Origin of the sequence: Marinobacter sp. (assembly GCF_041687235.1) — a bacterium.
Lineage (GTDB): Bacteria > Pseudomonadota > Gammaproteobacteria > Pseudomonadales > Oleiphilaceae > Marinobacter.
In genome coordinates this window covers 1-12,171 of record NZ_JAWLCH010000016.1, presented here as the reverse complement: position 1 = coordinate 12,171, position 12,171 = coordinate 1, and the positions used below count along the sequence as shown (strand labels likewise).

Sequence of the window (12,171 nt, the reverse complement as noted above, 5' to 3'; positions counted from 1 at the left end):
GTCGGATTAGGCGGAGCCGTAATCCGACAAACCGCTAGCGAAAAAGCTCACTAGCTAACCCGCGCAACCGCAATGTCAGTCAGCAATACCATCGCTTCCTTGTGTGCTGATTCGGGAAGGCATTTCAGGCAGCCAGAGGCCAGCGCGGCCTGCTCCCGGGCTTTTGTCATGGTGTATTCGATTGCGCCTGAGCGCTCAACGATGTCGAGGATCCGGGGCAGATCATCCAGGCCGCCCTTGCGGATCGCCTGACGGATAAGCTGCCGCTCTTCCTCGGTTCCATGGGTCATGGCGTGAATCAGGGGTAGGGTGGTCTTGCCTTCTGCGAGGTCGTCGCCCACGTTCTTGCCCATGGCTTCGGCGTCGCCCCGATAATCCAGGACATCGTCGACCAGCTGGAAAGCCAGGCCCAGGTGCTTGCCGTAGTCTTTCAGTCCACGCTCCTGCGCGTCATTGGCATCGGCGAGCAGGGCGCCGGTGTGGGAAGCGGCTTCGAACAGCATGGCGGTCTTGTTATGGATGACCTTCATGTACTGGTCTTCTGTGAGATCCGGATTCTTCACGTTCATCAGCTGCATAACCTCGCCTTCTGCGATTACCGCCGTGGCATGGGACAAAACGTCCATGATGCGCAGGCTTTTCAGCTCCACCATCATCTCGAACGCTCGGGCGTAGAGGAAATCACCTACCAGAACGCTTGGCGCGTTGCCCCAACGGGCGTTGGCGGTGCTCCGGCCCCGACGCATGTCCGAGGTGTCCACTACATCGTCGTGCAGCAGGGTAGCCGTGTGCAGGAATTCGATCACGGCGGCGAGTTTGAGATGATCGTTTTGCTTGTAGCCGGCGGCCTGGCTGGAAAGCAGAACCAGTAACGGTCTCAAGCGCTTACCGCCGCTTTCAATGATGTACTGGGCGATTTTCTCCACCAGTGGAACATCTGAGGAAAGCCGCTGGATGATCAGGTCATTAACGCGGCTGAAGTCGTCGGCCACGGTGTCGTAAATGCGCTGGGCTGTCATGCGGCTTGTAGATCCCTTGCTGGTGTTATCGTCGTTACGATCGTTGATATTAAAGGCAGGTCGCGGCAATGCTAGGTATTGCCGAAGGTAGTGTCAACTTGGCTTGTGTTGTAGTGCGTCTTTTCGTACAATCACGCGCCCAACTCATCCCAACCTGCGCTCCCTGCTATAGGGTCGCCAGAGCGCCTCCCTTAGAACCAGGTGGATAAGAGCAGGGATGGGTCAATCGTGGAGAACGAGTGAATGTACGCAGTTATTGTTAGCGGTGGTAAGCAGCACCGTGTAAAGGAAGGCGAGACCCTGAAGCTGGAAAAGCTGGAAGTTGAAACCGGTGGCAACGTCGAGTTCGATCGCGTTCTGCTGATCGCCGACGGCGACAAGGTTCAGGTAGGCGCGCCGGTTGTTGATGGTGCCAAAGTGACTGCAGAAGTGGTTAGCCACGGCCGTCACGACAAGGTTCAGATCATCAAGTTCCGTCGTCGTAAGCACCACATGAAGCGTCAGGGCCACCGTCAGTGGTTTACTGAAGTCAAGATCACGGGTATCAAGGGCTGAGGCTCTCGAATTATCCCTTAAATAAGGAGGCTGGTAATGGCTCATAAAAAAGCAGCAGGTAGTACCCGTAACGGTCGCGATTCCGAGTCGAAACGACTTGGTGTGAAGCGCTTCGGCGGTGAGACTGTATCTGCAGGCAGCATCATCATCCGTCAGCGTGGCACCCGTTTCCACGCTGGTAGCAATGTTGGCATTGGCAAGGACCATACCCTGTTCGCGAAAGCAGACGGCCAGGTGAAGTTTGAAACCAAAGGCCCGCAGAGCCGTAAGTTCGTGAGCATCGTTCCGGCTGCGTAAGCAGCGGCGATCCGGTTCTGTCGAACCTTGGGTGGCCCTGATATCCTGATATCATCAGGTTTTCAGAGCCATCCGGAGCCCCGCAAAGCTTCCTTGAGGCTGCGGGGCTTTTTAGTTTATGCGCATGGCGCAAAGGGTTGATTCATGAAATTCGTAGACGAAGCCACCATCATTGTGGAAGCCGGCAAGGGCGGTCATGGCTGCCTGAGCTTCCGGCGTGAAAAATACGTTCCCAAGGGTGGCCCCGATGGCGGCGACGGGGGCGATGGTGGTTCCGTGTATCTGGAAGCCGAGGAGTCGTTGAACACGCTGATCGACTACCGGTTCCAGCGCAAACACAAGGCTCAGAATGGCGAGCCAGGCTCCGGCCGGAACTGCACCGGCAACAAGGGCGAAGACCTGGTGTTGCCGGTTCCGGTTGGTACCACGGTGGTCGATATGGATACCCACGAGGTGCTGGGGGATCTGACCCACGCCGGTCAGCGCCTGAAGGTTGCCCAGGGCGGGTTTCATGGTCTTGGCAATACCCGCTTCAAATCTTCGGTGAACCGTGCGCCACGCCAGACCACCAAGGGCTCCGAGGGCGAGCTCCGCAATCTGAGGCTGGAGCTGAAGGTGCTGGCGGATGTGGGGTTGCTGGGCATGCCAAATGCCGGCAAGTCCACCTTTATCCGTTCTGTGTCAGCGGCGCGCCCGAAAGTGGCCGACTATCCGTTTACCACATTGGTGCCTAATCTTGGCGTTGTCAGCGTGCAGGCGCATCAGAGTTTCGTGATTGCCGATATTCCCGGTCTGATTGAAGGTGCGGCCGAAGGTGCAGGGCTGGGTATCCGCTTCCTGAAGCATCTCGTTCGTACCCGCCTCTTGCTGCATCTGGTTGATGTTGCGCCTTACGATGGCTCCTCGCCCGCCGATGCGGTCAGAGCGATCGAGCATGAACTGGAGAAGTTCAGTGAAACCCTGGCCAATCGTCCGCGATGGCTGGTGCTGAACAAGGTGGACATGGTGGCCGAGGAAGATCGCGATGCCCATTGCCAGGCGATTGTCGACGAGCTCGGATGGCAGGGGCCGGTATTCTGGATTTCCGCGCTTAGCGGCGAGGGCACCAAGTCCCTGGCTCAGGCCGTCATGCGCTGGATTGAGGAACAGGCTGAAGAAGAGGCCCAGAACCCGGAGTTTGCCGAGCGGGAAGCCCAGCGTCGTCGGCAGATGGACGATGAGGCTCGCGCCCGCATTGAAGCCGAGCGCCAGGCCCGCCGCGCGGCCCGTGAAGAAGATGACGACGACTTTGACGATGATGATTACGACGTTGAAGTGGTTTACGCCCCGGACTAAAAGCAGGACTGACACCAGAGAGATCGCTCACGCACCATGACTGAACGCCTACAGCTGCGCCAGGCTCGCCGCCTGGTTATCAAGATCGGAAGCGCCTTGCTGACCAACGACGGCCGTGGCCTGGATGTGGCTGCTCTCGGTTTATGGGTGGATCAGATTGCAGAGCTGATCGAAGACGGCGTAGAGGTGGTTGTTGTTTCCTCTGGTTCCGTCGCGGAGGGGATGAGTCGTTTGGGCTGGACGGTCAGGCCAGAGCAGCTCCATGAGCTTCAGGCGGCTGCGGCTGTCGGCCAAATGGGGTTGGTGCAGACCTGGGAGGCTCAGTTCAAGCGGCACGATATTCATACTGCCCAGATTCTGCTCACCCATGACGATCTGTCCGACCGCAAACGTTACCTTAACGGCCGTGGCACCCTCCGCGCCTTGCTGAACTTCGGTGTGGTGCCAATTGTCAATGAAAACGACACCGTGGTTACCGATGAGATCCGGTTTGGCGATAACGACACCCTGGGCGCACTGGTTGCCAATCTGATTGAGGCTGACGGCCTGATTATACTGACCGACCAGTTGGGCCTGTTTGACAAGGATCCGAGGAAACATTCGGATGCCCGTTTGGTGACCGAGCGCAGAGCCGGTGATCGCGAGCTGGATGCCATGGCAGGAGGCGGCGCCGGGGTTCTTGGTCGGGGCGGCATGCAGACCAAGTTGCGGGCTGCGCGGCTGGCAGCCCGTTCAGGTGCTTTTACCGTCATTGTGGGTGGCCGCATTGAGGGCGTGATTGGTCGACTGCGACAGGGTGATGTAATCGGCACTCTGTTGCTGCCGGAGCAGGGCCGGATTGCTGCTCGAAAGCAGTGGCTTGCCAGTCATCTGCAAACCCGGGGCAGGCTGACTCTCGATGATGGCGCTGTAAAAGTGCTTTGCCTGGGTGGGCGTAGTCTTCTGCCGGTGGGCGTTAAAGGAGTTTCAGGGCAGTTCCGGCGTGGTGAGATGGTGTCCTGTTTCGATCAGAGTGGCCGTGAAATTGCCCGGGGACTGGTGAATTACGACGCCGATGAAGCCAGGGCCATTGCTGGTCGGTCCAGTGACCGGATTACCGAAATTCTTGGTTATATGTCAGGCGAGGAGATGATCCACCGGGACAATCTGGTGATTGTGTGATGATCGTTCGCCCATAAAAAAAACCGGCCATTTGGCCGGTTTTTTTTATGCCTGAGTCTAGCGACTTATGCGCTCTTCAGGGCCTTGATCTTGGCGCTAAGGCGGCTCTTGCTACGAGCAACCTTGTTCTTCGCGAAGATGCCTTTGTTGACCATGCTGTCCAGAATCGGCTGGGCCTGCTGGAAAGCGGCCTGCGCTTCTTCGTAGTTGCCGGCTTCGATCTTGGATTGGATCTTTTTCATGTAAGTACGAGCCATTGAACGCAGGCTTGCATTGTGCTTGCGGTTCTTCTCGTTCTGACGTGCGCGCTTCTTGGCTTGCGGGGAATTTGCCACCGTAAAACTCCTGAAAATCTCAAATTCGTTGCTGAATGATTCGTTACATCGCGGGCGCGCCAAAACCAGCGCGTCGAAATAAATGACGCGGAACTATGCCGCTCAAACCTCCAAATGTCAAGGCTAAAACCCATTTCATGCCCCGACACAGAAGGCCTGTGGTAAACTCGCGGCTCACTGAACGCGGGCTGAGCCGGGAAGCAGGTAATTCCCGAAATACTCGCGCCCAAAGGATGTCCAGAATGTCAGACAAGGGCCTGCATGTCGTCGGAACCTGAATCAACGCCTGAACAGAAGCAATTACCCAAGGCGCCCGGCCTGCTCAGGTCGTCGGGGCTTGTGGGTATCATGACCATGCTGTCCCGGGTGTTGGGCCTGGTTCGGGATATGGTCATCGCCCGCTATTTCGGCGCCGGCGCCGGGGCAGATGCTTTTTTTGTGGCTTTCAAGATTCCGAACTTTCTGCGCCGACTTTTTGCCGAGGGCGCCTTTTCCCAGGCTTTTGTGCCGGTCTTGTCATCCTACCGGGAGAATCAGTCGCTCTCCGACGTGCAGCGACTGGTCAATGCCGTGGCCGGCTCCCTCGGTTTGGTGCTACTGGGTGTCACCCTGGTCGCCATTCTGGGAGCACCGGTCTTGACGGCGGTTTTTGCGCCGGGCTTCCTCGATGACGACGTGAAATTTGCGCTCACCAGCGACATGCTGCGCATCACCTTTCCGTATCTGTTGCTGATCTCCCTGACTGCCTTCGCGGGCGCCATCCTCAACAGTTACGATCGCTTCGCTGTGCCGGCATTTACCCCGGTGCTCCTGAATCTGGCGATGATTGCGGCGGCCATCTGGTTAACGCCACTGATGGATGAGCCGGTGATGGCGCTGGCCTGGGGCGTTTTCATTGCCGGGGCCCTGCAGTTGTTTTTCCAGTTGCCATTTTTGATGCGCCTGGGCCTGTTGCCAAGGCCTCGAGTAGATTATCGCCACGAAGGTGTCAGCCGGATTCTCAAGCTGATGGCGCCAGCGCTGTTCGGAGTGTCGGTAAGCCAGATCAACCTGCTGCTTGATACCGTTCTGGCTTCGTTTCTCCAGACCGGAAGCGTTTCCTGGCTGTATTACTCCGACCGGCTTTCGGAGCTGCCCCTCGGGGTATTCGGCATAGCCATTGCGACGGTGATTCTGCCGAGCCTTTCCCGCAAACACGCAGCGGCGTCAGCGGACCAGTTCGCGGCCACCCTGGACTGGGCAGTTCGGGCGGTTCTGTTGATTGGTCTGCCGGCAGCCCTGGCGCTTGCGTTGTTGGCCGAGCCGCTGATTGCCACCCTGTTTCACTACGGGGCGGTAACTGACAGGGATGTGGCCATGTCAGCCCAGAGTTTGAGGGCCTATTCCGCGGGGTTGCTGGCGTTCATGCTGATCAAGGTTCTGGCGCCGGGGTTTTTCGCAAGAGAAGACACCAAAACACCCGTCAAGATCGGCATCATTGCTATGGTGGCCAACATGGTGTTCAACCTGATTCTCATTTTTCCTCTGGCTCACGCCGGTCTCGCGCTGGCCACTTCCATATCGGCCTGGTTGAATGGCTATCTGCTGTGGCGCGGACTGCGGAAGGAAGGGGCCTGGCAGAGTCAGCCCGGCTGGCCCCGTTTCCTGCTACAGCTGCTGTTTGCCAATGGTGCGCTCGCGGCCATCATTGTCTGGCTCAACGCCCCGGTGTCGGTGTGGCTGGCAAACGGCGGTTATCAACGGGCGGCGGATATGGCGTTGCTGGTAGGGGCAGGCGTAGCCGTCTACTTCGTTGCACTGGCGCTGGCCGGGGTTCGGGTAAGACATTTCCGGCACAGGTAAGGTATAATCGCGCGTTTTCTCACCAGCGTTACCGTGAAAGTGAACGCTGAAAGCTAGCTGGCAATTGAAGGTTCGCATTGCATGCGTCTGATCCGGGGCCTGACCAACCTGAAAATGCTTTCCCGTCGGGAGGATTCGCCGCTCGCCAACGGGTGTGTCGCCACCATCGGTAACTTCGACGGTGTGCATCTTGGACACAAGACCATTATTGATCAGGTCAAAAGCAAGGCCGAAGCCCTGGGTGTGCCCTCGGTAGTAATGATTTTCGAGCCCCAGCCCCGGGAGTTTTTTCAGGGCAAAGAAGCGCCACCCAGGCTGATGGGATTTCGCCAGAAGTTCGAGGCGCTGCTGGCGGAAGGCATCGATATTGTCCTGTGCCTGCGCTTCAATCAGGCGTTTCGTAGTTATTCGGCCATGGGCTTTATTGAGGAGGTCCTTATCCAGGGGCTGGCTGTCCGGCATCTGGTGGTGGGGGACGATTTCCGGTTTGGCTGCGATCGGGCCGGCGATTTTGCGCTCCTCCAAAAAGTGGGCAAAGACGCCGGGTTTACCGTCGAGAACACACTGACGGTAACGGTAGACGGAGAACGAGTGAGCAGTACCCGGGTCCGGGATTTGCTGACGGTGAATGGACTTGAGAGGGCTGAATCGCTTCTCGGTCACCCCTATCGAATCCGGGGCCGGGTTGTTTATGGCCGTCAATTGGGGCGTCAGATTGGCGCCCCAACCGCAAACATCCTTTTACACCGGACACCAGCCCTGCGTGGTGTCTATGTGGTTGCGGCCACCCTGGATGATGGTTCCCGATTCGATGGCGTGGCCAATATCGGTGTCCGACCGACGGTGGACGGCAAACAGCCGTCTCTGGAAGTGCACCTGTTTGACTTTGCTGGCACACTTTATGGCCAGCATCTGGAAGTGGTATTCCGCCATGGCCTGCGGGACGAGGAAAAATTCGGTTCCGTGGATGAGCTGAAAGATCAGATTGCCCGGGATTTCGAGCATGCCCGAGCGTGGATTGCCGACAACGGCTCTGTGAAAAGCGCGGATTGAAACGCCCGGCTGCGCCCCAACGAATAAACGACTGACCCAAACTGACCAAGACCAAAAGAGTACGCACACAAACCATGAGCGACTACAAGCACACCCTGAATCTGCCGGAAACCGCCTTCCCCATGCGCGGCAACCTGGCCAAGCGCGAGCCGGACATGCTCAAGCGCTGGCAGGACCTCGACGTCTACGGCAACCTGCGCAAGCAGCGTGAAGGGCGGGAGAAGTTCATCCTCCACGATGGCCCTCCCTACGCCAACGGCAGCATTCACATTGGTCATGCGGTCAACAAGATTCTCAAGGACATGATCGTCAAGTCCCGCAGTTTCATGGGCTACGACGCGCCTTACGTGCCGGGCTGGGATTGCCATGGCCTGCCCATCGAACACAAGGTGGAGCAGGAAATCGGAAAGGCCGGTGTAAAGGTGGATTACAAGACCTTCCGCCAGGCCTGTCGCGACTACGCCACCAAGCAGATCGCCGGTCAGAAGGCCGATTTTATCCGTCTGGGCGTGATGGGGGAGTGGGACAAGCCCTACCTGACCATGGATCCCAAGGTTGAGGCGGGTATTGTTCGTGCCCTCGGCAAGATTGTCGCCAAGGGTCATCTGGTGCGTGGTTACAAGCCGGTTTACTGGAGTGTGGTGGGTCAGTCCGCACTGGCAGAAGCCGAGGTTGAATACCAGGACAAGACCTCTACCCAGATCGATGTGCGCTTTACCGCGGTTGATCAGGCAAAAGCCCTGTCACTGTTTGGCACCGATAATGGCAGTGGCGATGTGTCCGTTGTTATCTGGACCACCACGCCCTGGACCATTCCTGCCAACCAGGCAGTTTCACTGAATGCGGAGCTGGACTACGCGTTGGTGCAGACCGATGTCGGCCAGGGGCCCGAGCGCATGATTCTGGCCGCCGACATGGTGGAAGGCATCATGGCGCGCTGGCAGGTCGAGAGCTACGAAGTGCTGGCAACCTGCTCAGGTGCCGCCCTGGAAAACCTGGTTCTCCAGCATCCGATCTACGACAAGCAGGTGCCGGTGATCCTCGGTGATCACGTGTCCACCGATGCCGGTACCGGTGCTGTTCATACCGCGCCTGACCACGGCATGGAAGACTTTGAGGTGGGCAAGGCCTACAACATCGGCACCATAAACCTGGTTCAGGCGGATGGCACCTACACCTCGGCCGCCGGTGAGCTGGCGGGTGTGCATGTTTACAAGGCGGATGAGCCGGTTTGCAGTGCGCTCGAGCGCGAAGGCAAGCTGGTTCGTTCCGAGAAGTTCCGCCACAGCTATCCCCATTGCTGGCGTACCAAGACCCCGCTGATCTACCGGGCCACCCCCCAATGGTTTATCAGCATGGACAAGGAAAACCTGCGCGCCGATGCCCTGGAGGCCATCAAGGGTGTGCGCTGGGTGCCTTCCTGGGGCCAGAACCGTATTGAGGCCATGTTCAATCAGTCTCCGGACTGGTGTATCTCCCGGCAGCGGACCTGGGGCGTGCCCATTACTCTCTTCATCCACAGGGAAACCCAGGAACTGCACCCGGACACCCAGAAGCTGATCGAGCAGGTGGCCCAGCAGATCGAGGAGGGCGGTATCGACGCCTGGTACGAGCTGGATGCGTCTTCCCTGTTGGGCAGTGATGCCGAGCAGTACGAGAAGGTAACGGATACCCTGGATGTCTGGTTTGATTCCGGCGTAACCCACGAGTCGGTCCTGCGGGTTCGCGAGGAACTGGGGCAGTTCCCGGCGGATATGTACCTGGAAGGCTCCGACCAGCACCGTGGCTGGTTCCAGTCGTCCCTGAAAACGTCCATTGCCATGAATGGGGTGGCACCTTACAAGCAGGTTCTGACCCACGGCTTTACCGTTGATGGCAAGGGCCACAAGATGTCCAAATCCCTGGGCAACGTGATCGCGCCCCAGGAAGTCATGAATGAGCTGGGTGCCGACATCCTACGCCTGTGGGTGGCGGCAACCGACTATAGTGGCGAAATGACCGTGTCCAAGGACATTCTGCGCCAGACCGCCGATGGTTACCGCCGGATCCGGAATACCTCCCGCTTCCTGCTGAGCAACCTTACCGGATTCGATCCAGAGCAGCACATGGTGGCGCCGGAAGACATGATCGCGCTGGATCGCTGGATGGTGGACCGTGCCCTGCAATTGCAGGAAGAGCTTCACGAGGACTATGGCAACTACGCCTTCCTGCGGATCTACCAGAAGGTATACAACTTCTGTGAAGCGACGTTGGGCGGCTTCTATCTGGACATCATCAAGGATCGCCAGTACACCACCCAGGCCGACAGTCTGGCGCGGCGTTCCTGCCAGACGGCCCTGTGCCACGTGGCCGAGGCGCTGGTTCGCTGGATTGCTCCGATCCTCAGCTTCACCGCTGATGAAATCTGGCAGCACCTGCCCGGCAAGCGCAGCGATACCGTGTTCTATGAAACCTGGTATGAAGGCCTTACTGCGTTGCCGGATAACGCCGAGCTTGGTCGTGACTACTGGCGCGAGATGTACAGTGTGAAAGAGGCTGTCAACAAGTGCCTGGAGGAAGCCAGGGCACGGGGTGAAATCAAAGGCTCACTCAGCGCCGAAGTCACCCTGTTTTGTGAAGGCGACCTTGCTGCCGACCTGAAGCACCTGGGTGAGGAACTGCGGTTTGTCCTGATCACCTCCGAGGCCAGCGTTAAGCCAGTGTCGGAAGCCGGCGATGCGGAGATGACCTCCCACGAGGGCCTTCGGGTCAAGGTGACTCCGGCCACTCACGCCAAGTGCGAGCGTTGCTGGCACCACCGGGAAGACGTCGGCCGCAACGCCAAGTACGACGACCTGTGTGGTCGTTGTGTGACCAACGTGGAAGGGCCCGGCGAAGCCCGCGCCTACGCCTGATGGACGCGACCATGACGGAGCAGGTCACCGGGAGCAAATTGAAGTGGCTTTGGCTGGCGGTGCTGGTGATCGTTCTGGATCTCGGCACCAAAGCCATGGCCACCGCCATGCTGACCTACGGCGATCCGGTTCCTGTGATTCCGATGTTCAATCTGACGCTGCTCCACAACACCGGGGCGGCGTTCAGCTTTCTGGCCGGAGCGGCCGGCTGGCAGCGCTGGTTCTTCGTAACTCTGGCCCTTGTGGTCAGCGTGGTGCTGGTCTACTGGCTGAAAAACCTGCAGCGCCATGAAACCTGGACGGCCATTGCCATCGTACTCATACTCGGCGGCGCCCTGGGCAACGTCTACGATCGGGTGGTGCACGGCTACGTGGTCGACTTCCTGCACTTCTACTGGCAGGACTGGCACTTTCCCGCCTTTAACCTGGCTGACACCGCCATCACCATCGGTGCCGCCATGATGATTCTTGATATGTTTCGCAAACCCGCCGACTCGGACGGGGATGCGCAAAGGAGTGAGTAACTCTTATGAATGAACTGCCTGTCGACAAGGGTACCCGGGTAAAACTGCATTTTGCCCTGAAGTTCCCGGATGGCGAAGTGATTGATTCGACCTTTGAGAAAGAGCCGGCTTCCTTGGAAATCGGCGATGACAACCTGCCGGAAAACTTTGAAGCCTACCTGATGGGCATGAAGGCCGGCGACCGGGACAGTTTTGAGGTGCCGCCGGAGAAAGCCTTTGGTCAGCACAACCCGAATAACATCCAGACCTTCAAGCGCCATGAGTTCAGCCCCGATATGGTGCTGGAGCCCGGTGTGATGATCTCCTTTGCCGATGCTCGCCAGAGTGAGTTGCCTGGCGTTGTCAGCCGCGTGGAAGGTGATGAAGTGGAGGTAGATTTCAATCACCCCCTGGCAGGGCGTACACTGACGTTTGAAGTAGAAATCATTGATGTGGAGCCGGTCGGCCCGGCCCACTAACCAGAGCAGCAGGTTGATATGCAGATCCGACTCGCCAATCCCCGAGGTTTTTGTGCCGGCGTGGACCGCGCCATTGAAATTGTAAACCGGGCGCTGGACGTGTTCGGAGCGCCCATCTACGTAAGGCACGAGGTGGTCCACAATAAATTTGTGGTGGATAACCTGCGCAACCGTGGCGCCATTTTCGTGGACGAGCTGGATGAAGTGCCAGACGACAAGCTGGTTATCTTCAGCGCCCATGGCGTCTCCCAGGCGGTCCAGAACGAAGCCGCCCGCCGCGGCCTGAAAGTCTTCGACGCCACCTGCCCGCTGGTCACCAAGGTCCACCTGGAAGTCATGCGGTACAGCCGCGACGGACGGGAATGCGTGCTGATTGGCCACCACGGCCACCCGGAAGTGGAAGGCACCATGGGGCAGTACGACCACAGCAACGGTGGTGAAATCTACCTCGTGGAAAACGAGGAGGATGTTGCCAACCTTGAGGTTAAAGACCCCGCAAAGCTCTCCTACGTGACCCAGACCACTCTGTCCATGGACGATACCGCCCGGGTCATCGACGCCCTCCGTGCAAAGTTCCCGGACATCCAGGGGCCGCGTAAGGACGACATCTGTTATGCCACTCAGAATCGGCAGGACGCCGTTAAACAGTTGGCTGGCGACTGCGATCTCATGCTGGTGGTGGGCTCGCCGAACAGCTC

General features: G+C 58.4%; 12 protein-coding genes. 10 read left to right on the top strand and 2 right to left on the bottom strand.

Going from position 1 to position 12,171, the window contains the following annotated elements; genetic code table 11:
* Positions 1-50: 50 nt before the first annotated feature.
* Positions 51-1,019 carry an octaprenyl diphosphate synthase gene (ispB, locus tag ACESMK_RS17055; protein ID WP_373001323.1) on the bottom strand — a complete coding sequence of 323 codons (969 nt, stop codon included), beginning with the start codon at positions 1,017-1,019 and terminating at the stop codon, positions 51-53.
* 243 nt (positions 1,020-1,262) lie between these two features.
* Between ispB and rplU the strand changes: the two genes are divergently transcribed.
* The 4 genes from rplU to proB all read left to right on the top strand — a co-directional run bounded on the left by rplU (position 1,263) and on the right by proB (position 4,367).
* Entirely contained in the window at positions 1,263-1,574 is a 312-nt protein-coding gene (gene rplU, locus ACESMK_RS17050) for a 50S ribosomal protein L21 (RefSeq protein ID WP_008170744.1), read from the top strand.
* 36 nt (positions 1,575-1,610) lie between these two features.
* Positions 1,611-1,871 carry a 50S ribosomal protein L27 gene (gene rpmA / locus ACESMK_RS17045; protein ID WP_008170742.1) on the top strand — a complete coding sequence of 87 codons (261 nt, stop codon included), beginning with the start codon at positions 1,611-1,613 and terminating at the stop codon, positions 1,869-1,871.
* A 144-nt stretch (positions 1,872-2,015) separates the two neighbouring features.
* A complete protein-coding gene (gene cgtA / locus ACESMK_RS17040) occupies positions 2,016-3,206 on the top strand; it encodes an Obg family GTPase CgtA (protein ID WP_373001320.1) in 1,191 nt (396 codons plus the stop codon).
* Positions 3,207-3,242: 36 nt separating this feature from the next.
* Positions 3,243-4,367, top strand: coding sequence for a glutamate 5-kinase (gene proB / locus ACESMK_RS17035; protein WP_373001318.1), 1,125 nt, complete (start codon positions 3,243-3,245; stop codon positions 4,365-4,367).
* Positions 4,368-4,432: 65 nt separating this feature from the next.
* On the opposite strand, the gene rpsT is transcribed toward proB, so the two are convergent.
* Positions 4,433-4,702, bottom strand: a complete 270-nt coding sequence (gene rpsT / locus ACESMK_RS17030; RefSeq protein WP_373001316.1) for a 30S ribosomal protein S20 — start codon at positions 4,700-4,702, stop codon at positions 4,433-4,435.
* A gap of 261 nt (positions 4,703-4,963) precedes the next feature.
* On the opposite strand from rpsT, the gene murJ reads away from it, so the two are divergent.
* From murJ to ispH, 6 genes are all read left to right on the top strand, one after another.
* Positions 4,964-6,544 carry a murein biosynthesis integral membrane protein MurJ gene (gene murJ / locus ACESMK_RS17025; protein ID WP_373001314.1) on the top strand — a complete coding sequence of 527 codons (1,581 nt, stop codon included), beginning with the start codon at positions 4,964-4,966 and terminating at the stop codon, positions 6,542-6,544.
* 81 nt (positions 6,545-6,625) lie between these two features.
* Positions 6,626-7,597 carry a bifunctional riboflavin kinase/FAD synthetase gene (ribF, locus tag ACESMK_RS17020; protein WP_373001312.1) on the top strand — a complete coding sequence of 324 codons (972 nt, stop codon included), beginning with the start codon at positions 6,626-6,628 and terminating at the stop codon, positions 7,595-7,597.
* Positions 7,598-7,671: 74 nt separating this feature from the next.
* On the top strand, positions 7,672-10,491 hold the full coding sequence (gene ileS / locus ACESMK_RS17015; protein WP_373001310.1) for an isoleucine--tRNA ligase: 2,820 nt from the start codon (positions 7,672-7,674) through the stop codon (positions 10,489-10,491).
* Positions 10,491-11,015, top strand: coding sequence for a signal peptidase II (gene lspA, locus ACESMK_RS17010; protein ID WP_373001308.1), 525 nt, complete (start codon positions 10,491-10,493; stop codon positions 11,013-11,015). Before ileS ends, lspA begins: the two co-directional genes overlap by 1 nt.
* 5 nt (positions 11,016-11,020) lie before the next feature.
* Positions 11,021-11,473: an FKBP-type peptidyl-prolyl cis-trans isomerase gene (gene fkpB, locus ACESMK_RS17005; RefSeq protein ID WP_373001306.1), complete on the top strand. Its 453-nt coding sequence runs from the start codon at positions 11,021-11,023 to the stop codon at positions 11,471-11,473.
* 18 nt (positions 11,474-11,491) lie between these two features.
* Positions 11,492-12,171: 4-hydroxy-3-methylbut-2-enyl diphosphate reductase (gene ispH / locus ACESMK_RS17000; protein WP_373001304.1), on the top strand; the 680-nt coding region annotated here is incomplete at its 3' end.

Excerpts from the sequence above, each read along its gene's own strand:
- ispB (WP_373001323.1), bottom strand. The coding sequence starts at position 1,019 with ATGACAGCCCAGCGCATTTACGACACCGTGGCCGACGACTTCAGCCGC.
- rplU (WP_008170744.1), top strand. The coding sequence starts at position 1,263 with ATGTACGCAGTTATTGTTAGCGGTGGTAAGCAGCACCGTGTAAAGGAA.
- rpmA (WP_008170742.1), top strand. The coding sequence starts at position 1,611 with ATGGCTCATAAAAAAGCAGCAGGTAGTACCCGTAACGGTCGCGATTCC.
- cgtA (WP_373001320.1), top strand. The coding sequence starts at position 2,016 with ATGAAATTCGTAGACGAAGCCACCATCATTGTGGAAGCCGGCAAGGGC.
- proB (WP_373001318.1), top strand. The coding sequence starts at position 3,243 with ATGACTGAACGCCTACAGCTGCGCCAGGCTCGCCGCCTGGTTATCAAG.
- murJ (WP_373001314.1), top strand. The coding sequence starts at position 4,964 with ATGTCGTCGGAACCTGAATCAACGCCTGAACAGAAGCAATTACCCAAG.
- ribF (WP_373001312.1), top strand. The coding sequence starts at position 6,626 with ATGCGTCTGATCCGGGGCCTGACCAACCTGAAAATGCTTTCCCGTCGG.
- ileS (WP_373001310.1), top strand. The coding sequence starts at position 7,672 with ATGAGCGACTACAAGCACACCCTGAATCTGCCGGAAACCGCCTTCCCC.
- lspA (WP_373001308.1), top strand. The coding sequence starts at position 10,491 with ATGGACGCGACCATGACGGAGCAGGTCACCGGGAGCAAATTGAAGTGG.
- fkpB (WP_373001306.1), top strand. The coding sequence starts at position 11,021 with ATGAATGAACTGCCTGTCGACAAGGGTACCCGGGTAAAACTGCATTTT.